Source organism: Aeromonas mytilicola subsp. aquatica (assembly GCF_044336385.1).
Taxonomy (GTDB): Bacteria; Pseudomonadota; Gammaproteobacteria; order Enterobacterales; family Aeromonadaceae; genus Aeromonas; species Aeromonas rivipollensis.
The window spans coordinates 4,355,332-4,375,339 of sequence record NZ_CP172298.1 but is presented as its reverse complement, the minus strand read 5'-3'; the positions used below and the strand labels follow the sequence as shown (position 1 = coordinate 4,375,339).

Sequence of the window (20,008 nt, the reverse complement as noted above, 5' to 3'; positions counted from 1 at the left end):
CCATGTAAATTTGTGTGAAATAAAACTCGGCCGGGGCGGGTCTTATGGTTGTCAGCCTCATCGCCCCGGGAGTTTTCCATGTTGATCAAGCGCCGTTCCTCTCATCACCTCACCGAACAGGATGTCACGCCGGAAGCCGTCTATCAGGATCGCCGACTCATTCTGAAAGGGCTGGGACTGAGTGCCGCCACCCTGGCATTTCCCACCCAGGCCAGCCTGCTGGATCTCTTCTCCGCCGAGGAGTCGACCCCGGCACCTGCCACCAAACCACTCAATTACAAGGCTGCGACCCGGCAGGACGGATTGACCCTGACGCCGCTGGAGAAGGCCACCAGTCACAACAACTTCTACGAGCTCGGCACCGACAAGGGGGATCCGGCCCGCAACGCCCACTACCTCAAACCCGAGCCCTGGACGCTCAAGGTAGAGGGGGAGGTGGCCAAACCCTTCACCCTGGATGTGTGGGATCTTATCAACAAGAGCACCCTGGAGGAGCGGATCTACCGGTTGCGCTGCGTGGAGGCCTGGTCCATGGTGCTGCCCTGGAGCGGCATCCCGCTGGCGGATCTGATCCGCCGGGCCGAGCCCAACAGTCGCGCCAAGTTCGTGGCGTTCGAGACCCTCTATGATCCCGAGCAGTTGCCGGGACAGGCCTCCCGCTCCCTCGGCGGCGGCATCGATTACCCCTATGTGGAGGGCTTGCGCCTCGACGAGGCGATGAACTCGCTCTCCTTCCTGGCGATGGGGCTCTACGGCAAGACGCTGCCCGCCCAGAACGGGGCACCCATCCGGCTGGTGGTGCCCTGGAAGTACGGCTTCAAGAGCATCAAGAGCATAGTCTCCATCCGCCTGGTGGAGGAGATGCCGCCCACCACCTGGAACCTGCTGGCACCGAACGAATATGGTTTCTATGCCAACGTCAATCCCGAAGTGGATCACCCGCGCTGGAGCCAGGCCAGCGAGCGCTTCATCGGCGAGGGGGGCATCTTCGGCGCCAAGCGCCAGCCGACCCTGATGTTCAACGGCTATGGCGACGAGGTGGCCTCCCTCTATCAGGGGATGGATCTGCGCAAATGGTATTGAAACTGACGCTCTGCCCGAACGGTGTCTTGCCCCCTTCTCCCCTTGTGGGAGAAGGGTTGGGGATGAGGGGTGGGAACAACATAACGGGAACTGCGATATGACGCCGAGACTGAAAACAGCCCATATCAACGGCTTGCGCCTGCTGGTACACCTGGCCTCGCTGGGCTTTTTGCTCTGGCTTGGCTATGCGGTGCCGGCCGGGTTGCTGGGGGGCGATCCGGTACAGGGGCTGACCCACTACCTCGGCAAGGGTGCCCTGCACCTGCTGCTGCTCACCCTGCTGGTGTCGCCGCTGGCCAAACGCTGGCGTCAGGGTCAGCTCATCAAGCTGCGCCGCCCCCTCGGGCTCTGGTGCGCGGCCTGGGCCGGGTTGCACTTTATGGTTTGGCTGGGGCTGGATCTGCAGTTTGACTGGGGTCTGATCGGCGGCGAGCTGGTGAAGCGCAGCTACATAGTGGTCGGGGCGCTGGCCTTGCTGCTGTTGCTGGCGCTGAGCATCACCTCGATCCCGGCCCTGCTGCGGCGCATGGGGCCAGCCTGGCAGAAGCTGCACAACTGGATCTATGCGGTGGCCCTGCTGGTGCCTGTGCACTACTGGTGGTCGGTCAAGAGTGGCTGGCAGGAGCCCCTCATCTACCTGTTGCTGGCGATGGCTCTGCTGTGGCCGCGGCGAGAGAAGCTACTGCGTCCCTGGCGCCAGCGCCGGCAGCAACGCCAGAAACTGAAAGAGGCCTAATCGGCCTCTTTTTTGGTGATCTCTCCGCTGTAGGCATCGACCTGCAGTTGCACCCGCCGATCGTCGGCATCCAGGGTTTCCACCTCGAATTTGTCCCCTTCCAGCTCGACTTCCCGAATGTCGTGGTACCCTTGGGCCAGCAACAGCTTGACCAGGGCCGGCATGTCGAGACGCGTCTGAGCCGCCCAGCCAAGGGTGGAAAAAAGGCAGAGGATCAGCAGGATACTGCGTGGGATCATATTCATTCCGGATTCATGGCTGGCACACTATAAACGGCATTATGTTAGGTTTTGAGAGATGAATCACCCATGAATAGCGCGCTGCCCCTGCTTGGATTGCTGCTGCCGATGCTGGTCCAGGCGGCCCAGCCGAATGAGGCCTTGCTGCAACAGGCGGTCAGCGAGGGGCGGATCCGGCCTTTTCATGAGCTGATGGAGGTGGCTTCCCGCCTGCCGGTGCGCGTGCTGCGCGTCGATCTGGGGGAGGAGGACGGGGTCTGGCTCTATGAGCTCAGGCTTATCGACGACGAGAACAGCGTCATCAAGGTGGGCTATCGCGCCGACAACCTGGAGATGGTGTGGCTCAAGGGCCATCATCTGGAGCGCCTGTTCGAGCCTCGCCCGCCCCCGGAGGAGGAGTGATCCGCCCTATGCTCCCCGCCCTGATGACTAGTCTCCCAATCGCCGCCGCGACAGGCGCAACTCTGCTTTGGATACCCATTTATGCGAATTCTGATAGTTGAAGATGAAAAGATCCTGGCAGGCCAGCTGGCGGAACAGCTGCGCCTGTCCGGCTTTGTGACCGATCTCTGCCACGATGGCAACGAGGCGGGTTTTCTCGGCGAGACCGAACCCTATGACGCCATCATTCTGGATCTCGGCCTGCCGGGTCGCGATGGTCTGAGCGTGCTCAAGGAGTGGCGCAGCAAGGGGATAGACACCCCTGTGCTGGTGCTGACCGCCCGTGGCCAGTTGCACGAGAAGATAGAAGGGCTCAACGCCGGGGCCGATGACTACCTCACCAAGCCGTTCCAGGTCGCCGAACTGGTGGCCCGGGTGCAGGCCCTGGTGCGCCGGGCGGCGGGCAATGCCAGCTCCATCCTGGAGATAGGCGGGGTGCGCCTCGACATGGCGGCGTCCCAGGTATGGTACGAAGGCACCCCCATCAAGCTCACCGCCCACGAGTTCCGGGTGCTGGGGTATCTGATGCAGCACAGGGGCAAGGTGGTGTCGCGCAGCGAGCTGATCGACCACATCTACGCCCAGGATTTCGATCGCGACTCCAACACCGTCGAGGTGTTCATCGGCCGGATCCGCAAGAAGACCCACGCCGATCTGATCGAGACGGTGCGCGGTCTCGGCTACCGGATCAACGAGTGAGACGGACGCTGATGCCAGCACGGCAGGGGGTCATTGAATGAGGCTGGTGCGTACCCTGCGGGGACGGCTGGTGGCCATAGCCCTGGTCTGGTGCGGGCTCTTCCTGTTCGCCACCGGCTTCAGCCTGCAGACCATGATGCGCAACTACTGGCAGGAGGCGGAAGCCGACGGCCTGAGGTTGCAGCTCTACGATCTGCTCTCTCGCCTGGAGATCCAGCCCGACGGTCTGCCCGTGGTCACCGAGCCCATGGCGGACCCCCGTTTCCGCCAGCCCTATTCCGGTTATTACTGGCAGCTTGAGCTGGGGGATGCGGTGGTCAGCCGCTCCCGCTCCCTGTGGGATGTGCACCTGAGCGCCCACGGCCTGAAGTCGGCCTTCGGGGATCCGGATCTCTTCGTCGGCAAGGGGCCCAACAAGGAGCCCCTGCTGATCATGACCCGCACTGTGCTGCTGCCGGGATCTGACAAGGTGTTTACCCTGGTGATGGCCAAGGACAGCAGCGCCCTGACCCAGACCCTGAAGAAGACCCGGATCAGCCTCTTCCTCGGTCTCGGCTTCGCCGCCGCCGGCCTGGTGCTGGGCTTCATGTTCCAGATAGTCTACGGCCTGCGTCCGCTTCATCTGCTGCGCCGCGAGCTGGGCCGGGTCCACCAGGGCCATCAGGAGGGGTTCCGACTGCGCTATCCGCTGGAGATCCAGCCGCTGGTGGAAGACATCAACCGGCTGCTGCACCACTACAGCGAGCTGCTGCAGCGAGCCCGCTCCCACACCGGCAACCTGGCTCACGCCCTCAAGACGCCCCTCAGCATAATGCGCAATCAGGTGGCCCAACTGCCCCCCGAGGATCAGGCCGCCATCGGCGAGCAGCTCGACCAGATCCAGCGCCACATCGACTATCACCTCGGCAAGGCGCGGGTCACCGGCGCCGCCAAGATCCTCGGGGTCTCGACCCCGGTGCGGGCGCGGGTGGAGTACATCTGCCGCGCCTTCTCCCGCCTCTACCCGGGCAAGACGGTGGACCTGCAGGTGCCGGCCAACCTGGCGGTCGGGGTGGAGGAGCAGGACTTCGACGAGATGGTGGGCAATCTGCTGGAAAACGCCTTCAAATGGTCCGCCAGCCAGTTGCGCATCTCCAGCGCCGAGCTGGGGGGCTGGATCACCCTGCGTATCGAGGACGATGGCCCCGGCATGAGCGAGGATCAGATAGCCAAGGCGGTGCTGCGCGGGGTGCGCCTCGACGAGAAGGTGCCTGGCTCCGGGCTCGGCCTCAACATAGTGTCAGACCTGGCTGAGGCCTATCGTGGCAGCCTCATCATGGGGCGGGCCGAGCTGGGGGGGCTGGCAGCCTCGCTCTCGCTGCCCAAGGTGGCCAGGGTCGACGGTTGATGCACAGATGAGTGAGGCGGCCCGGCATGGGCCGCTTGGGCCCGGGTCGTCCTCCGAGGTAGCATGGGGGGCGCACCAGGCATAAGATAGGGTCCTTATTTCAAGCGGTAGGAAGGGTAGCAATGACTGACGATCCATGGGCGCTGTGCCATCTCGATGATTCGTTCGATGCCTCGGTGCTGGGTACCAAGGGGGCCCAGATCCAGTGGTTTGAGGACAGGGAGTCCCTGATCCAGTTCTTGCTGGAGGACTTTGTCGATCTGCTGGCCGATGTGGGCGAACTGGATGAGGATCAGACCGAGAGCGCCCGCGAGCGCTTCACCCTGCTGGTGGAGCAGAGTCAGGACGATCACACCCTGATGGATGCCATCAACGATCTCGCCTCCGGCTTGCGCCGCATCGCCTGGCTGGGGCCGCTCTCGGAGCTGGCCGAGATCAGCGACGACTTCGCGAGCGGCCTGCGCGCCTTCTTCTGGACCCAGTATGATGGGGACGAGGATGACCCCGAAGCCTGGGTGCCGGAAGATCTCTGGCCTCAGCTCGTTGAGTGTGCGGAAGAGTACATGGTTGAGGGAGACTTCTGATCCACCATGTCTGCGCTCCGGCGGCAAAGCGGGTGGTGTGTGCACAAGAGTAGATGGTGGAGGGATACTTCTGAGTCACCCCGAAAACCGCGATATAGAAAACGGCGCCTTATGGCGCCGTTTTTGTTTTCAGTCGGGCATCAGGCGTGGGCCGGTACCTCATGGGCTGTGTTGACGAGTTCTGGCCCGCTGTACTTCTCGATCTGCAATTGGGCCATGTGACCGCAGTTGCCTTGCGCCAGGCTGGAGGAGCCCTCGTCGAAGGTCAGGCAGTTGACGTTGCCGTTCTTGCAGATGGCGCCCACCTCGCCCGGTTTGGCCGGATCGAACCAGGCCCCTTCGCAGATCCGCACCACGCCGGGGCGAATGTCTTTCGAGAGCAGCGCCCCCACCAGGATCTGGCCGCGCTCGTTGAAGGCGCGCACCAGGTCCCCATCCTGGATGCCGCGTGCCTTGGCGTCGTCCGGGTGGATCAGTATGGCCTCCCGATCGGCGATGGCGAACTTGTCCCGCAGCGGGGTGTTGTCGAGCTGGGAGTGCAGTCGCTGGGTGGGGTGCGAGGTGTTGAGGGACAGCGGATAGCGCGCTGCCACCTCGCTCTTCACCCACTCCTTGGGTTCATACCACTTGGGGTGGCCGGCGCAGTCGGCATAACCCATGCCCGCTACCGTGTTGGAGAAGATCTCTATCTTGCCGGACGGGGTGCCGAGCGGGTTGAGCAGCGGGTTCTCGCGAAAATCGGCGTGGCGGATCCACTGGCGGTTCGCCTCGGGGATCGGGAAGCGAATGTAGTTGTTGGACTCCCAGAACATGCTGAACGGCGGCAGCGCCACCCGGGCACCCCGGGCCTGGGCGGCCATGCCGTCGTACATCTGCTTGAGCCACAGCATCTCGTCCTTACCTTCGGTGTACTGCTCCTGCACACCCAGCTTGGCGGCGATGGCGCTGAAGATGTCGAAGTCGTTGCGGGACTCGTGCTGGGGGGGCACGCACTGGTGCATGGGGAACACATAGCGCTGGGAGTAATCGCCCCCCATCTCCAGATCGTTGCGCTCGTAGCTGGTGGTGACCGGCAGCACTATGTCGGCGTGCTTGGCGGTGGCGGTCCAGTAGGGTTCGTGGACGATCACCGTTTGCGGCTTGCGCCAGGCCTTGAGCAGGTTGTTGGTGTCCTGATGGTGGTGGAAGGGGTTGCCGCCCGCCACATAGACCAGCTTGATGTCCGGATAGGTCACCTTGCGGCCGTTGAAATCGATGGTCTTGCCGGGGTTGGCGAGACAGTCGGCGATGCGGGCCACCGGGATGGGTGCCGGGCTGTTCTTGGGTGCGTTGCCGGCGGAGATGCCGGCCAGGATTCCACCCTTGGCGGTGGGGCTGCCACCGGAGGAGTAGTGGTAGCTGAAGCCGTAGCCACCCCCCGGCAGGCCGATCTGGCCGAGCATGGCCGCCAGGGTGATCAGCATCCAGTTCGGCTGCTCCCCGTGGTGCTGACGCTGCATGCCCCAGCCGGCCATGATCATGGTGCGCTTGGCGGCCATGTCGAGGGCAAGCTGACGAATGACCTTGGCCTCGACACCGCAGACGCTGCTCGCCCACTCGGCGCTCTTCGGCTGACCGTCGTCCTTGCCGAGCAGGTAGTCGAGGAACTTGTCGAAGCCCACGGCGTAGCGATCGAGGAAGGCCTGATCGTGCTTCTTCTCGCTATAAAGGGTGTGGGCCACCCCCAGCATCATGGCCACGTCTGTGTAGGCGTTCGGGGCTATCCACTCGGCGTTGGCCAGCTTGGCGGTCTCGTTGTAGACGGGATCTATGCTGATGACGCGGGTGCCCTTCTCCTTCAGGGCCTTGAAACCGGCCTGGCCCTCGTGATCCGGCATGTTCCAGCTGTTCTTCAGGGTGACCTGGGCGTTGACCCCCCAGAGCACCACCAGTTCGGCGTGCTCCACCACGTTGGGCCAGGCGGTCTGCTGCTCGTACACCTCGATGGAGCCCATCACATGGGACATGATCACCTGGGCCGCGCCTGTGGAGTAGTCACCGGCATAGCCGGTGAAGCCGCCACTGAGGTTCATCAGGCGGTGCAGCAGGGTACGGCTGTTGTGGAACATGCCGACACTCTTCCAGCCGTAGGAGCCCGCGTGGATCGCCTGGGGACCGAAGTCGCGCTGGACCCGCTGGATCTCGCCGGCCACCAGTTCGATGGCTTGCTCCCAGCTCACCCGCACCCACTCGTCGGCGCCACGCAGCTCCGGCTTGGCGCCCGGGCCGTGTTCCAGCCAGCTCTTGCGCACCATGGGGTACTTGATGCGGTTCTTGGCATGGACCTGGAACGGCGCCATGTCGATGAGGTCATTCGGTGCCGGATCATCGGCCACCGGCTGGACCCGCACCATGCGGCCATCGGCGACTATGGCTTCAAAGGCTCCCCAGTGGGCGCCGGTCAGTATGCCCTTCTGGGCGGGGACCAGGGTGGGGAACTGCTCCAGCGCCGTGCTGATGGCCTGGGCCAGGGCGTGTTTCGGGAACAGGGCACCGAGCAGGGGCAGTGCTGCACAGGCCCCCAGGCCCTTGAGCAGGCTGCGGCGGGACAGATTGGTCTGTTGATCATTGAAAAAAGTCATATCGAATTCCTCTGTTCCAGCCTTAGTGTGCCGCGCTCATGTCACTGGCGTGTTTCTGCACGTATTGGGTCAGCATGCGAGCCTGCTCCGGGGTGAGGGAGGTGCGGGATTCCATGCCCTTGATGACGCCTATCCACTGGTTGGCATTGAAGTGATCCAGCGCGGTCAGACCGTGGCAGCCGGTACAGTTGTTGGACATCAGGGTGGAGGCGTATTGCCACAGCTTGCCCTGATCGCCGATGAGCTGGGCCTCGTCCACCCAGGCGGTCAGCTTGACCTGATGCCAGGTGAGGTTGGTGGCGCTGTCGGTCTCGCTCTTGCCGGTGACCAGCGCCTGCTTGGCGGCATCGCCGACCAGCACGCTCAGGATACGTTTGCCGGGGGCGGCGTAGAACACCTCGCTCACCCCGTCCTGCTGCCAGCCCTCGATCTGCACCTGGGAGCGGCCGTTGTCGTTGGCCAGCACTTCCACCTTGGTCGACGGCATCAGGGTGCCCTCGTCCGTGGTGGCCTTGGCATCGAGGAACAGGGGCGTGGTGGCGATGGCGTAGCGGGTGGTGACGCTGGCCGGAGTCTGGGCCGCGGCAGCAGCCAGTTCACTGGCTCCGGCGGCAGCCAGACCGCTCATGTCAGGCATGATGTGGGCGACGCCGCGGTGGCAGTCGATACAGGTCTGGCCCTCCTTGATGGCGACCGGGTGTTCGGCGCGGGCGTTCGGGCGCTGGGCCAGAATGTCCATGGCGGCGTAGCTGTGGCAGCTGCGGCAGGTGGCGGAGTCATTGGCCTTGAGCTGATCCCAGACCGTCTGGGCCATGCGCAGCTTGTGGGCTTCGTATTTCTCAGGAGTGTCGAGGGTGCCGATCGCCTCGTGATAGATGTCCTTCACGGCGCGGATCTTGGTCCAGAGGTAGGAGGCGGGCTCATTGGGAATGTGGCAGTCGGCGCACTCTGCACGGATCCCCTTCACGTTCTGGAAGTGGACGCTGCCCTGATACTCGGCGAGCGGTGTCTGCATGGAGTGGCAGGAGACGCAGAATTCGGTGGAGCTGGTCTTGTGCAGCACTGTGACTGTCACTCCCAGTGCCGCGACGCCCAGCAGGGCTCCGAGCAACAGGAGCCAGAACCAGGTCTTTCTCAACATTTTTCCAAGCATGGCGGCAGTGTCCTTCGAATCGGGTATTACCAATATAGTAGTAGTCTTGACGGGTGAGGGATTGACCTCGGTTATGCTTTTTATTCTTTAAATTGGTTTTTCTTGGTTTTAAATTTCATAAATAAGATTTTGTTTGAATTTAAATCAATATCAGATGGTTAACTTTGTTAGTTTAGTCTTATTTGGCTCTCTTTTGGTCATCATATCCGTACGAATGATGCTGGAAACGGCGCTGTCGCGACGTTTTGCTCTCCAGTGCGACTTTCTGGCTCTGAATGGGCCGGTGTTGGGCTTTACGAAAGGCTCGATATATACTGTTTGCATATACAGTGATCAGGTTTGTCAGTCATGCGACTCTTTATTGCCGAAAAGCCCAGCCTTGGCCGCGCCATCGCCGATGTTCTGCCCAAGCCCCACAAGAAGGGGGAGGGCTTCATCGAGACGGCGCAGGGAGACGTGGTGACCTGGTGTATCGGCCACCTGCTGGAGCAGGCGGAGCCCGATGCCTATGATGCTGCTTATAAGCAGTGGCGCATGGAGCAGCTCCCCATAGTGCCGAGCCAGTGGCAGCTGGTGGCCAAGCCCAAGACCAGGAGCCAGCTTGCCGTGATCAAGCGGCTCATCAAGCAGGCCGACTGCGTGGTCAATGCCGGTGACCCGGACAGGGAAGGGCAACTGCTGGTGGACGAGGTGATCGATTTTCTCGGCTACCCCAAACTCAAGCCGGTGCAGCGCTGCCTCATCAGCGATCTCAATCCCCCCGCGGTGCGCCGTGCCCTCGACAAGCTGCGGGACAACAAGGAGTTCGTGCCGCTGGCGGTCTCGGCGCTGGCCCGTAGCCGCGCGGACTGGCTCTACGGCATCAACATGACCCGTGCCTATACCCTGCTCGGGCGCAAGGCCGGCTGCAGCGAGCTGCTCTCGGTCGGCCGGGTGCAGACGCCGCTGCTGGGGCTGGTGGTGCGGCGGGATCTCGAGATAGATGCCTTCGTGCCCAAACCCTTCTACGAGGTGCTGGCCCATGTAGTGACGGAGCGCAACGAGGGGTTCAGTGCCAAGTGGCTGCCCTCCGAGGCCTGCGCGCCCTGGCAGGACGAAGAGGGGCGGGTGCTCAACCGGGCGCTGGCTGCCAAAGTGGTGGAGCGCATCCAGGGTCAGCCAGCCCGGGTGGAGGAGGTGGAAGAGCAAGCCCGGAAGCAGGCGGCGCCACTGCCTTACAACCTCTCCAGCCTGCAGATCGATGCCGCCAAGCGGTTCGGCATGGATGCCAAGCGGGTGCTGGATGTCTGCCAGAGCCTCTACGAGCGCCACAAGCTCATCACCTACCCCAGATCCGACAGCCGCTATCTGCCGAGCGATCACTTCAATCGGGCACCCCAGGTGCGGGATGCCATCGCCGCCACTGCCCCGGCCCTGGCCAAGGCAGTGAGCGAGGCAGATGGCAAGCTGCGCAGCAAGGCCTGGAATGACGGCAAGGTGGATGCCCACCACGCCATCATCCCCACCGAGAAGCATGGCAACCTGGCCAGCCTCTCCGCCGACGAGGGCAAGCTCTATGGCCTGGTCGCCCGCCAGTACCTGCTGCAGTTCTATCCGCCGTTCGAATACAACGACAGCCGGGTGTTGCTGCGCATCGCCGGTGGCCTGTTCCAGGCCAAGGCGCGGCGCATCCTCAAGGCGGGCTGGAAGGCGCTGCTGGGGGTGGAAGAAGATGACGACGAAGAGAAAGCCGGTACCCTGCCCGCCCTGAAAGAGGGGGAGCAGCTGCTGTGCGAGCGGGGCGAGCTGCTGGAGAAGATGACCCAGGCGCCCAAGGCATTCACCGACGCCACCCTGCTGGCCGCCATGACAGGCATAGCCCGCCATGTGCAGGATCCCGAGATCCGCAAGATCCTGCGCGAGACAGATGGCCTCGGCACGGAGGCGACCCGGGCCGGCATCATAGATCTGCTGTTCAAGCGCCGCTTCCTGGTGCGGCAGGGCAAGAGCATCAAGGCGACCCCGACCGGACGGGCCCTGATCCAGGCCTTGCCTGCCACAGCAACGACGCCGGACATGACGGCGCTGTGGGAGCAGCACCTCGGCCGGATCGCCGAGCGTCACGCCAGCTACCAGCAATTTATGGGGCCGCTCACCGAGCAGCTTAACGGCCTGATTGAGGGAGCCAGACAGGATTCGGGGGCCAGCTTCAGCGCCCTGCCCAAGGAGGCGCCGGGGGCCAGCAAACGGCGCTTCAGCCGCCGCAATAGTGGTTCTACATCAGCTAAAAAGAACAATAAAAAAACGTCATCTACTTCGGCTCAGCCAATAGGGCGCGAGTTGGTATCAAGATGGGAGAAAATGGTGAAGTAATAGCTTGTGCGATTTTGATAAGTGAAAAGAGCGGCAATTGGCCGCTCTTTTTACTGCGTGTTATTAACCCGTATAGACGCCCTCTTCCGGGTAGCGGATCCGGGTCTCGCTCGGTCTGGCCAGCATCAGCGCCAGGGTCAGCGGCCCGAGACGGCCGCAGATCATCACCAGCACCAGGATGAGCTTGCCCGGCTCGCTCAGGGAGGCGGTGATGCCGGTCGAGAGGCCGACGGTGGCAAAGGCCGAGACGGTCTCGAACATGATCTTGTCGAAGGGCTGTGACTCCGTGAGCATCAACAGGAACATCGACAGCATCAGCACCATGGTGCTGACGATGATGATGGCCAGGGAACGGGTCACTATCTGGGGTGACAGGGTGCGGCCGAAGGCGGTGACATGGGGACGCTTGGTGAGGAAGGCCCGGGTGGCCAGCAACACCACGGCGAAGGTGGTGACCTTGATACCGCCACCGGTCGAAGTAGCGCCGGCACCGATGAACATCAACATCATCATGAACAGCAGGGAGGCGGGCACCATCTGGCCTATGTCCACAGTGTTGAAGCCTGCCGTGCGCGCCGTGGCCGACTGGAAGAAGGCCGCCATTAGCTGGCCGCCGGGCCCGGCGTTGCCGAAGGTGGCGGGATTGTTGTGCTCCAGCAGCCAGAACATCAGGGTGCCCAGCAGCAGCAGCCCCGGAGTCATCAGCAACATCAGCTTGCTGTGCAGCTTGAGCTTGCGCCAGCGACGGTTGCGCACCAGATCGACGATGACGGTAAAACCCAGGCCGCCGAGGATGAGCAGGGCTGGTATGGTCAGGCTGATGATGGGGTCGTCTCTGTAGTCGATGAGGTTGTTGGCAAACAGCGAGAATCCGGCGTTGTTGAAGGCAGAGACCGAATGGAAGAAGCTGACGTAGAGGCCATGGCCCCAGCCCATCTCGGGCACCCAGCGAATGGCCATGATGGCGGTGCCGATCAGCTGGGCAATCAGGGCGAACAGCACTATGCGCTTCACCAGCTGGATGATGTTGACCGATCCCTCCTGGCCCAGTGCCTCTTTCGCCAGTACCTGCTGGCGCAGGCCGACCCGCTTGCTGAACATGGCGATGAGCAGCAGGGTCATGGTCATCTGGCCCAGGCCCCCTATCTCCATCAGCATCAGCAGTATGATCTGTCCTTGCAGGGTAAAGGCGGTGCCTGTATCCACCACCCCTAGCCCGGTCACACTGATGGCCGAGGTCGCGGTGAACAGGGCATTGATGAAGGTGACCTCGCCGTTGTGGCTCGAGGGCTGCACCAGAAACAGGGTACCGACCAGCAAGATGATGAGAAAGCTGCCCAGGATCAGCCTGGCTTCACTCCAGCGGGACTCGGTATCCCTGTACAGGGCGAAGGCGTAGTTGCTGCGCCAGTTGATCATAGGGTGTCGAGCCAGTGATCGATGGCGTGCTTGTTGCCGGCCAGGATCAGGATGTCACCGAGCTGCAGCTCCATCTTGCCGGTCAGCACGTTGTGCAGCACCTCACCGCGCTTGATGGCCAGCAACTGGAAGTCGCTTTGTTGCAGCAGGTGCAGATCGGCCAGGGTACGGCCGTTCTGTTGCAGACCGATCACGAATTCGGTCAGCACCATGTCGTGCCCCAGCTCCAGATAGTCGAACAGACGGTTGTCCAGCATGCTCTGGGCGACCCGGCGACCCATGTCCCACTCCGGGTTGATCACCTTGTCGGCGCCCACCTTCTGCAGGATCTTGGCGTGGAACTTGTCGCGCGCCTTGACCCATACCTTCTTCACCCCGGCTTCCTTCAGCACCAGCGTGGTGAGTATGCTGGTCTCCAGGCTGTCGCCGATGGCCACGAAGACGATGTCGAAATTGGCCAGTCCCAGCTCGGCGACCGTGGCCTCATCGGTGGCATCGGCCACGATGACGTGATTGCACAGGGTTGCTATCTGGCGGGTCTTGCTCTCGTCGATATCGATGGCCAGCACCTCGGCATTCTGCAACTGCAGCTCTTCACACAGTGCGCTGCCGAACAGGCCGAGGCCGATGACGGCGAATTGATTATTCATTCATGCTTCCTCAACGGGCTGAAGGGCTTACTTTACTCCAGCGGTTTGAGTCCGAACAGTACCCGGGTTTTTCGTCCCGGGGGATCTGGGGTAAACTGCGCCCTTGCCCTTGTCGGAACACGCAGATGAAACTCACTCCCCATGCCCCCTTGGCGGCCCTCAATACCCTGGGTTTGGAAGCACATTGCCTCTGGCTGGCCGAAGTGGCCCAGTTGGATGATCTTTGCCAGTTGCGGGCCAATTCGGAGCTGAGCGCCTTGCCGCGCCTGGTGCTGGGTGGTGGGAGCAACATCTTGTTCTGCAATGATTTTGCCGGTCTGGTCGTGCTCAATCGGATGAAAGGCATAGCGCTGCAGGATGACGACAGCCACTGGTTGCTGCACGTGGCGGCGGGGGAGGAGTGGCATCAGCTAGTGTGCCATGCCCTGCAACAGGGCTGGCATGGGCTGGAGAACCTGGCGCTGATCCCGGGCACAGTCGGTGCGGCCCCGGTGCAGAACATAGGCGCTTACGGGGTCGAACTGGCCCGGTTCTGTGCCTATGTGGAGGCATTCAACTGGCAGAGCGGCGAGGTGGAGCGCATCGCCGCAGCCGACTGTCAGTTCGGCTATCGTGACAGCATCTTCAAGCACGATTATCAGGACACCCACTTCATCACCGCCGTCGGGTTGCGCCTGCCCAAGGCCTGGCAACCCGTGATCGGTTATGGCCCCCTGGCGGCCCTCGGCGAGCACCCAGGTGCGCAGGCCATCTTCGACACCGTCTGTGCCACCCGCATGGCCAAGTTGCCGGACCCTGCCGTGCTCGGCAACGCGGGCAGCTTCTTCAAGAACCCCGTGGTGCCAACCTCGGTGGCGGATGCACTCAAGGGGCAATATCCGCAGATGCCCTGCTACCCGGCCGGGGAAGGGCAGGCCAAGCTGGCTGCGGGCTGGCTCATCGATCAGTGCGGGCTCAAGGGCTTTGCCATCGGCCGTGCCGCCGTCCATCAGGAGCAGGCGCTGGTGCTGGTCAACCTCGGGGGCGCCAGCGCCATGGAGCTCATCGCCCTGGCGGCCCATGTCCGTGACAGCGTGGAGCACAAGTTCGGTGTGGTGCTGGAGCACGAGGTGCGCTTCATGGGGCTCACCGGCGAAACCTGGCTGGACGAGGTGCTGGCATGACCCTCACTCCCGTCAGACAGACCCTGATCACCCTGCTCAGCGATGGCCAGTTTCACTCCGGCGAACAGCTGGGGGAGCAGCTCGGCATCAGCCGTGCGGCTGTGAGCAAGCACATGGCCGCCCTCAAGGAGCTGGGGCTGGATCTGTTCAGCCTGACCGGCAAGGGGTACCGCCTGGCGGCTCCCATGGCACTCTATGATCAGGCGCAACTGCAGGCCCTGGCCCCCATGGCGCCGGTACACTGCTTCTCGGTGATCGACTCCACCAACCAGTATCTGTTTGAGCGGGTCAACCAGCTGAGCGCCGGCGAGAGTTGCCTGGCCGAGTGCCAGACCGCCGGTCGTGGGCGTCGTGGCAAGCCCTGGGTCTCGCCGTTCGGCTGCCAGCTGATCCTCAGCATGTACTGGCGGCTCGAGCAGGGCATGGCGGCCGCCATGGGGCTGAGTCTGGCGGTGGGGGTGGCCGTGGTGGAGGCGCTGGAATCCCTCGGCTACCCCGGGGTGGAGCTCAAGTGGCCGAACGATCTCTATTACCAGGGCCGCAAGCTGGCGGGCATACTGGTGGAGATGAGCGGCAGCGCCGGCGCCAGCTGCCATCTGGTGATCGGCATCGGCCTCAATCTGGCGATGCCGAGCCAGCAGGGGGAGAAGATCGATCAGGCCTGGTCAGAGCTGCGCCAGGTTCAGCCCGAACTGGTGGATCGCAACCAGCTGGCGGCCTGCGTACTCCTGCATCTGCAAGAGGCCATGCAGACCTTCGAGCAGAGCGGTCTGGCTAGCTTCGTCGAGAGCTGGAACCGGCTTGACTACTTTGCCGGCCAACCGGTGAAGTTGTTGATGGGGGAGCAGGTGATCCGCGGCATAGCCCGGGGCATCGACGATCGCGGTGCCCTGCGGCTTGAGACGGACGAGGGGGTCAAACTCTATCTGGGGGGAGAGATCTCCCTGCGCCGGGGGGACTGAGCGAGACTGGCTCATGAGAACCCAATAGAAGAGGGGGCCTGCGGGCCCCCTCTTCGTTATCCGGCGACCCGCTGCGGTCACTTGCGCAGCTTGATCTGCTCGATGGCGTGTTCTTGTCCCTTGGTCAGGATCAGGTTGGCCCGCTCCCGGGTCGGCAAGATGTTCTCTTGCAGATTCAGATAGTTGATGTCTTGCCATATGTTGCTGGCTATTTCGGTCGCCTCGCTTTCCGCCAGTTTGGCATAGTGGTGGAAGTAGGAGTCCGGATCCGAGAAGGCGCCGCTGCGGAACTTGAGGAAGCGGTCTATGTACCAGGCGCGCAGCAGCTCGGCGTCGGCGTCCACATAGATGGAGAAGTCGACAAAATCTGACACGAAGACTCTGTGGGGCTCCTGGGGGTAATCCATGCCGCTCTGCAGCACGTTGAGCCCCTCCAGGATCAGGATGTCCGGCTGTTCCACCACCTTCTTCTCATCGGGCAGGATGTCGTAGATAAGGTGGGAGTAAACCGGCGCTTCGACCTTCTCGTGACCCGCACGTATGTTGGCGACAAACTCCACCAGATGGCGGATGTCGTAGGATTCCGGAAAACCCTTGCGGCGCATCAGCCCGCGCTCTTCCAGCTCCTTGTTGGGATAAAGGAAGCCATCCGTGGTGACCAGTTCCACCCGCGGATGCTCGGGCCAGCGCTCCAGCAATGCTTGCAGGATGCGGGCCGTGGTGCTCTTTCCCCCCGCCACGCTGCCGGCGATGCTGATGATGTAGGTGCCCTTGCCGCGAGACTGGCCGAGAAACTGCTCCAGCACCCGACTGCGGCGCTGCTTGGCCTTGACGTAGAGATTGAGCAGGCGGGAAAGGGGCAGATAGATCTCTTCCACCTCGCGCAATGACACCTTCTCGTTGATGCCACGCAGGGTGTGCAGGTCCCTCTCGGTCAGGGTCAGGGGGACCGCATCGCGCAATAACGCCCATTGTTCGCGGGTGAATTGCAAATAGGGGTTATGCTCTGTCGTCATGGTGTCATCACTGTTTCTTGGGCAGGGCGACCATACACCAAGGGATCGGGAGCGACAAGGGACGCGTCCGGTTGGGACTGAGGAGGAGCGTTTTTTTGCATAGATCCCGGCAATAATGCACATTTTGCAGGGCGCAGTGGTTGCATCCCCAAAATCCTTACCATAAAATGCGCGACGCTTGGATGTCTGTCGTCTATTTGCCCAGCAAAAGCGACAAAAACAACGGGTGCAAGCAGAATTACCGTTGTGGCATTCGTGCAATCGGAGGGGTTCCCGAGCGGCCAAAGGGATCAGACTGTAAATCTGACGGCTCTGCCTTCGAAGGTTCGAATCCTTCTCCCTCCACCATATTTCTCTGCGGTTTGAGTTCTTTGGGTTAGAGAAATGCGGGCATCGTATAATGGCTATTACCTCAGCCTTCCAAGCTGATGATGCGGGTTCGATTCCCGCTGCCCGCTCCAAGATGCTGATATGGCTCAGGTAATTCTGAAAGCCACACCCTAGGGTGAGTTCGGCAATCGAACCTGCCTGCCAGCACCATCCTCTCTGTCCCCCTGATTCAAATCCATCATATAAACTGTTCTGTGGTTAGCTTGCCACCGCGTACTCAGCGTTAGTTTAGAGGGACGATCATGTCTAAAGAAAAATTTGAGCGTAATAAACCGCACGTTAACGTGGGTACCATCGGCCACGTTGACCACGGTAAAACCACCCTGACCGCCGCCATCACCAACGTGCTGGCCAAGCACTTCGGTGGTAAAGCTTTCGCCTTCGACCAGATCGACAAGGCGCCGGAAGAGCGTGAGCGTGGTATCACCATCAACACCTCCCACGTAGAATACGACACCGCTATCCGTCACTACGCCCACGTAGATTGCCCGGGTCACGCCGACTACGTTAAGAACATGATCACCGGTGCTGCCCAGATGGACGGCGCGATCCTGGTAGTAGCCGCGACTGACGGCCCGATGCCGCAAACTCGTGAGCACATCCTGCTGGGTCGCCAGGTTGGTATCCCGTACATGATCGTGTTCATGAACAAGTGCGACATGGTAGACGACGAAGAGCTGCTCGAACTGGTCGAGATGGAAGTTCGTGAACTGCTGACCGAGTACGACTTCCCGGGTGATGACCTGCCGGTAGTTCGTGGTTCCGCGCTGAAAGCGCTGGAAGGCGACGCTGCATGGGAAGAGAAGATCATCGAGCTGGCTCACCACCTGGATACCTACATCCCGGAGCCGGAGCGCGCCATTGACCTGCCGTTCCTGATGCCTATCGAAGACGTCTTCTCCATCGCTGGCCGTGGTACCGTTGTTACCGGTCGTGTAGAGCGCGGTATCGTTAAAGTTGGTGAGACTGTAGAAATCGTCGGTATCAAAGACACCGTTTCTACCACCTGTACCGGTGTTGAAATGTTCCGCAAACTGCTGGACGAAGGTCGTGCTGGTGAGAACGTTGGCGCCCTGCTGCGTGGCGTGAAGCGTGAAGAAGTTGAGCGTGGTCAAGTACTGGCCAAGCCGGGCTCCATCAAGCCGCACACCAAGTTCGAATCTGAAGTGTACGTTCTGTCCAAAGAAGAAGGTGGTCGTCATACTCCGTTCTTCAAGGGCTACCGTCCGCAGTTCTACTTCCGTACTACCGACGTGACCGGTACCATCGAACTGCCGGAAGGCGTTGAAATGGTAATGCCAGGCGACAACATCAAAATGGTTGTTACCCTGATCGCCCCGATCGCGATGGACGACGGCCTGCGTTTCGCTATCCGTGAAGGTGGCCGTACCGTAGGTGCTGGTGTTGTAGCCAAAGTTATCGCTTAATCTTGGCTTACATAAATAAAGCAAAGCCCCTATAATAGGGGCTTTCTTATGCAGGGGCGTAGTTCGAATTGGTAGAACAGCGGTCTCCAAAACCGATGGTTGCGGGTTCGAGTCCTGCCGCCCCTGCCATATACCTCGTCTCGTACGGGGCTTTTGTGTCTTTGGTTACGTCAGATACAGGTGGGTTGTATGAGTGTTAGTTCTGAGGGACAGGGCGGAAGCAAGGATACCCTTCTTTGGGGCCTGGTTTTCATCATCCTGGCGGCCGCTGTGGTAGGTAATTACCTGCTCACTGACGTTGTCGCCGCCGTCCGCGCCCTGGGTGTGGTCGTTGTCATCGCTGCTGCAGGTGCAGTGGCCCTGCAAACCACCAAAGGTAAGGCAACACTGGCTTTTGCTCGTGAGTCGCGCCTGGAAGTCCGCAAGGTCGTATGGCCGACCCGCCAGGAAGCCATTCAGACAACCCTGATTGTGCTGGCGGTGACCGCCGTGATGGGGCTCTTGCTGTTCATTCTGGACGGTGCCTTGGTCTGGTTGGTCAACCTGATTACCGGTGTGTAAGGAAAAGCCATGACTGAACAACGTGAACAACGTATGAGATGGTATGTCGTGCAGGCATTTTCCGGCTATGAAGGCCGGGTTGCCAAATCCCTGCGTGAACATATCAAGATGCATGGCATGGAAGAGCTGTTTGGCGAAGTGCTGGTCCCGACCGAAGAAGTGGTCGAGATGCGTGCCGGCCAGAAGCGCAAGAGTGAGCGCAAATTTTTCCCGGGTTATGTCCTGGTCCAGATGATGATGGACGAGACCACATGGCACCTGGTACGCAATGTGCCGCGTGTGATGGGCTTCATCGGCGGCACCTCCGATCGTCCAGCTCCGATCTCCGATAAGGAAGCGGATGCCATCCTCAATCGTCTGCAAGATGCCCACGACAAGCCGCGTCCGAAAACCCTGTTTGAACCGGGTGAAATGGTGCGGGTTGCCGATGGTCCGTTCGCTGACTTCAACGGCACCGTTGAAGAAGTGGACTACGAGAAGAGCCGCGTGAAGGTCTCTGTATTGATCTTCGGTCGCTCAACGCCGGTAGAACTGGATTTTGGTCAGGTCGAAAAGGGCTGATTAAACTCTGTACGTTTAACGGTTGTCAGGGGCAGCGATTATCTCTATAATTCGCTGCCCCTTTATTTGTTGGGGAGCCGTTTGCAGGAGTATGTCTCCGAGGCGCTAGAACCCATTTTTGAGGTATTTTCGTAATGGCTAAGAAAGTCACAGCTTATATCAAGCTGCAAGTTAAGGCTGGCAGTGCTAACCCCAGCCCTCCCGTTGGTCCTGCTCTGGGTCAACACGGTGTGAACATCATGGAATTCTGTAAGGCGTTCAACGCTCGTACAGAAAAGCTGGAAAAAGGCTCACCGACTCCGGTCGTGATCACCGTTTACAGCGACCGTTCCTTCACCTTCGAAACCAAGACTCCGCCTGCTTCCTTCCTGCTGAAGAAAGCCGCTGGCATCCAGTCTGGTTCCGCCAAGCCGAACAAAGACAAGGTTGGTAAGGTGACTGTTGCTCAGCTGCAAGAAATCGCCAAGACCAAAGAGCCGGACATGACTGGTGCCGATCTGGATGCAAAAGTACGTTGCATCGCAGGCTCCGCTCGTTCCATGGGCCTGGTAGTGGAGGATTAAG

19 protein-coding genes and 3 tRNA genes are annotated in these 20,008 nt (G+C 61.3%); 16 read left to right on the top strand and 6 right to left on the bottom strand.

The window, feature by feature from the left end; translation table 11 throughout:
- Positions 1-78: 78 nt before the first annotated feature.
- Positions 79-1,083 (top strand): protein-methionine-sulfoxide reductase catalytic subunit MsrP, encoded by a 1,005-nt coding sequence (msrP, locus tag ACFWHB_RS20075; protein WP_234690739.1) that lies wholly within the window; start codon positions 79-81, stop codon positions 1,081-1,083.
- A gap of 97 nt (positions 1,084-1,180) precedes the next feature.
- Positions 1,181-1,819, top strand: a complete 639-nt coding sequence (msrQ, locus tag ACFWHB_RS20070) for a protein-methionine-sulfoxide reductase heme-binding subunit MsrQ (RefSeq protein ID WP_395949123.1) — start codon at positions 1,181-1,183, stop codon at positions 1,817-1,819.
- On the opposite strand, the gene ACFWHB_RS20065 is transcribed toward msrQ, so the two are convergent.
- Positions 1,816-2,064: a PepSY domain-containing protein gene (locus ACFWHB_RS20065; protein ID WP_111910906.1), complete on the bottom strand. Its 249-nt coding sequence runs from the start codon at positions 2,062-2,064 to the stop codon at positions 1,816-1,818. The two genes, msrQ and ACFWHB_RS20065, sit on opposite strands and share 4 nt — an antisense overlap.
- Positions 2,065-2,127: 63 nt before the next feature.
- Between ACFWHB_RS20065 and ACFWHB_RS20060 the strand changes: the two genes are divergently transcribed.
- From ACFWHB_RS20060 to ACFWHB_RS20045, 4 genes are all read left to right on the top strand, one after another.
- Complete coding sequence (locus ACFWHB_RS20060; RefSeq protein WP_025328631.1) at positions 2,128-2,460, top strand: PepSY domain-containing protein; 333 nt, start codon at positions 2,128-2,130, stop codon at positions 2,458-2,460.
- Between the two features lie 81 nt (positions 2,461-2,541).
- Positions 2,542-3,198 (top strand): response regulator transcription factor, encoded by a 657-nt coding sequence (locus ACFWHB_RS20055; RefSeq protein WP_025328630.1) that lies wholly within the window; start codon positions 2,542-2,544, stop codon positions 3,196-3,198.
- A 37-nt stretch (positions 3,199-3,235) separates the two neighbouring features.
- Complete coding sequence (locus ACFWHB_RS20050; protein ID WP_025328629.1) at positions 3,236-4,585, top strand: sensor histidine kinase; 1,350 nt, start codon at positions 3,236-3,238, stop codon at positions 4,583-4,585.
- 122 nt (positions 4,586-4,707) lie between these two features.
- Complete coding sequence (locus ACFWHB_RS20045) at positions 4,708-5,169, top strand: hypothetical protein (RefSeq protein WP_171275252.1); 462 nt, start codon at positions 4,708-4,710, stop codon at positions 5,167-5,169.
- A 140-nt stretch (positions 5,170-5,309) separates the two neighbouring features.
- On the opposite strand, the gene torA is transcribed toward ACFWHB_RS20045, so the two are convergent.
- Both torA and ACFWHB_RS20035 read right to left on the bottom strand, forming a co-directional pair.
- The gene (torA, locus tag ACFWHB_RS20040; protein ID WP_139743794.1) at positions 5,310-7,790 is read right to left on the bottom strand and encodes a trimethylamine-N-oxide reductase TorA; all 2,481 of its coding nucleotides are present in this window, start codon (positions 7,788-7,790) and stop codon (positions 5,310-5,312) included.
- Between the two features lie 22 nt (positions 7,791-7,812).
- Positions 7,813-8,943: a NapC/NirT family cytochrome c gene (locus ACFWHB_RS20035; RefSeq protein ID WP_395949122.1), complete on the bottom strand. Its 1,131-nt coding sequence runs from the start codon at positions 8,941-8,943 to the stop codon at positions 7,813-7,815.
- 348 nt (positions 8,944-9,291) lie between these two features.
- Here ACFWHB_RS20035 and ACFWHB_RS20030 point away from each other — a divergent pair, with 348 nt between their 5' ends.
- Entirely contained in the window at positions 9,292-11,295 is a 2,004-nt protein-coding gene (locus ACFWHB_RS20030; RefSeq protein ID WP_163157802.1) for a DNA topoisomerase III, read from the top strand.
- A gap of 63 nt (positions 11,296-11,358) precedes the next feature.
- On the opposite strand, the gene ACFWHB_RS20025 is transcribed toward ACFWHB_RS20030, so the two are convergent.
- A complete protein-coding gene (locus ACFWHB_RS20025; RefSeq protein WP_395949121.1) occupies positions 11,359-12,714 on the bottom strand; it encodes a TrkH family potassium uptake protein in 1,356 nt (451 codons plus the stop codon).
- Positions 12,711-13,364, bottom strand: coding sequence for a potassium channel family protein (locus tag ACFWHB_RS20020; protein ID WP_106885563.1), 654 nt, complete (start codon positions 13,362-13,364; stop codon positions 12,711-12,713). Before ACFWHB_RS20020 ends, ACFWHB_RS20025 begins: the two co-directional genes overlap by 4 nt.
- 125 nt (positions 13,365-13,489) lie before the next feature.
- On the opposite strand from ACFWHB_RS20020, the gene murB reads away from it, so the two are divergent.
- Positions 13,490-14,527 carry a UDP-N-acetylmuramate dehydrogenase gene (gene murB, locus ACFWHB_RS20015; RefSeq protein ID WP_395949120.1) on the top strand — a complete coding sequence of 346 codons (1,038 nt, stop codon included), beginning with the start codon at positions 13,490-13,492 and terminating at the stop codon, positions 14,525-14,527.
- Positions 14,524-15,489, top strand: a complete 966-nt coding sequence (gene birA / locus ACFWHB_RS20010) for a bifunctional biotin--[acetyl-CoA-carboxylase] ligase/biotin operon repressor BirA (protein ID WP_395949119.1) — start codon at positions 14,524-14,526, stop codon at positions 15,487-15,489. The genes murB and birA overlap by 4 nt, the downstream gene beginning before the upstream one ends.
- A gap of 77 nt (positions 15,490-15,566) precedes the next feature.
- On the opposite strand, the gene coaA is transcribed toward birA, so the two are convergent.
- Entirely contained in the window at positions 15,567-16,505 is a 939-nt protein-coding gene (coaA, locus tag ACFWHB_RS20005; RefSeq protein WP_106885566.1) for a type I pantothenate kinase, read from the bottom strand.
- Between the two features lie 263 nt (positions 16,506-16,768).
- On the opposite strand from coaA, the gene ACFWHB_RS20000 reads away from it, so the two are divergent.
- From ACFWHB_RS20000 to rplK, 7 genes are all read left to right on the top strand, one after another.
- Positions 16,769-16,853 (top strand) — tRNA-Tyr (locus ACFWHB_RS20000).
- Between the two features lie 38 nt (positions 16,854-16,891).
- A tRNA-Gly gene (locus tag ACFWHB_RS19995) sits at positions 16,892-16,966 on the top strand.
- Positions 16,967-17,137: 171 nt separating this feature from the next.
- On the top strand, positions 17,138-18,322 hold the full coding sequence (gene tuf, locus ACFWHB_RS19990; protein WP_106885567.1) for an elongation factor Tu: 1,185 nt from the start codon (positions 17,138-17,140) through the stop codon (positions 18,320-18,322).
- 52 nt (positions 18,323-18,374) lie between these two features.
- A tRNA-Trp gene (locus tag ACFWHB_RS19985) sits at positions 18,375-18,451 on the top strand.
- 60 nt (positions 18,452-18,511) lie between these two features.
- Entirely contained in the window at positions 18,512-18,883 is a 372-nt protein-coding gene (secE, locus tag ACFWHB_RS19980; RefSeq protein WP_042650611.1) for a preprotein translocase subunit SecE, read from the top strand.
- Positions 18,884-18,916: 33 nt separating this feature from the next.
- Complete coding sequence (gene nusG / locus ACFWHB_RS19975) at positions 18,917-19,444, top strand: transcription termination/antitermination protein NusG (RefSeq protein WP_197066239.1); 528 nt, start codon at positions 18,917-18,919, stop codon at positions 19,442-19,444.
- Positions 19,445-19,578: 134 nt separating this feature from the next.
- A complete protein-coding gene (rplK, locus tag ACFWHB_RS19970) occupies positions 19,579-20,007 on the top strand; it encodes a 50S ribosomal protein L11 (RefSeq protein WP_016352267.1) in 429 nt (142 codons plus the stop codon).
- Position 20,008 lies beyond the last annotated feature (1 nt).

Coding starts and splice junctions, on each gene's coding strand:
- secE (WP_042650611.1), top strand. CDS start 18,512: ATGAGTGTTAGTTCTGAGGGACAGGGCGGAAGCAAGGATACCCTTCTT.
- birA (WP_395949119.1), top strand. CDS start 14,524: ATGACCCTCACTCCCGTCAGACAGACCCTGATCACCCTGCTCAGCGAT.
- ACFWHB_RS20050 (WP_025328629.1), top strand. CDS start 3,236: ATGAGGCTGGTGCGTACCCTGCGGGGACGGCTGGTGGCCATAGCCCTG.
- murB (WP_395949120.1), top strand. CDS start 13,490: ATGAAACTCACTCCCCATGCCCCCTTGGCGGCCCTCAATACCCTGGGT.
- msrP (WP_234690739.1), top strand. CDS start 79: ATGTTGATCAAGCGCCGTTCCTCTCATCACCTCACCGAACAGGATGTC.
- coaA (WP_106885566.1), bottom strand. CDS start 16,505: ATGACGACAGAGCATAACCCCTATTTGCAATTCACCCGCGAACAATGG.
- rplK (WP_016352267.1), top strand. CDS start 19,579: ATGGCTAAGAAAGTCACAGCTTATATCAAGCTGCAAGTTAAGGCTGGC.
- ACFWHB_RS20045 (WP_171275252.1), top strand. CDS start 4,708: ATGACTGACGATCCATGGGCGCTGTGCCATCTCGATGATTCGTTCGAT.
- ACFWHB_RS20065 (WP_111910906.1), bottom strand. CDS start 2,064: ATGAATATGATCCCACGCAGTATCCTGCTGATCCTCTGCCTTTTTTCC.
- tuf (WP_106885567.1), top strand. CDS start 17,138: ATGTCTAAAGAAAAATTTGAGCGTAATAAACCGCACGTTAACGTGGGT.
- ACFWHB_RS20055 (WP_025328630.1), top strand. CDS start 2,542: ATGCGAATTCTGATAGTTGAAGATGAAAAGATCCTGGCAGGCCAGCTG.
- msrQ (WP_395949123.1), top strand. CDS start 1,181: ATGACGCCGAGACTGAAAACAGCCCATATCAACGGCTTGCGCCTGCTG.
- ACFWHB_RS20035 (WP_395949122.1), bottom strand. CDS start 8,943: ATGCTTGGAAAAATGTTGAGAAAGACCTGGTTCTGGCTCCTGTTGCTC.
- nusG (WP_197066239.1), top strand. CDS start 18,917: ATGAGATGGTATGTCGTGCAGGCATTTTCCGGCTATGAAGGCCGGGTT.
- ACFWHB_RS20030 (WP_163157802.1), top strand. CDS start 9,292: ATGCGACTCTTTATTGCCGAAAAGCCCAGCCTTGGCCGCGCCATCGCC.
- ACFWHB_RS20025 (WP_395949121.1), bottom strand. CDS start 12,714: ATGATCAACTGGCGCAGCAACTACGCCTTCGCCCTGTACAGGGATACC.
- ACFWHB_RS20020 (WP_106885563.1), bottom strand. CDS start 13,364: ATGAATAATCAATTCGCCGTCATCGGCCTCGGCCTGTTCGGCAGCGCA.
- torA (WP_139743794.1), bottom strand. CDS start 7,790: ATGACTTTTTTCAATGATCAACAGACCAATCTGTCCCGCCGCAGCCTG.
- ACFWHB_RS20060 (WP_025328631.1), top strand. CDS start 2,128: ATGAATAGCGCGCTGCCCCTGCTTGGATTGCTGCTGCCGATGCTGGTC.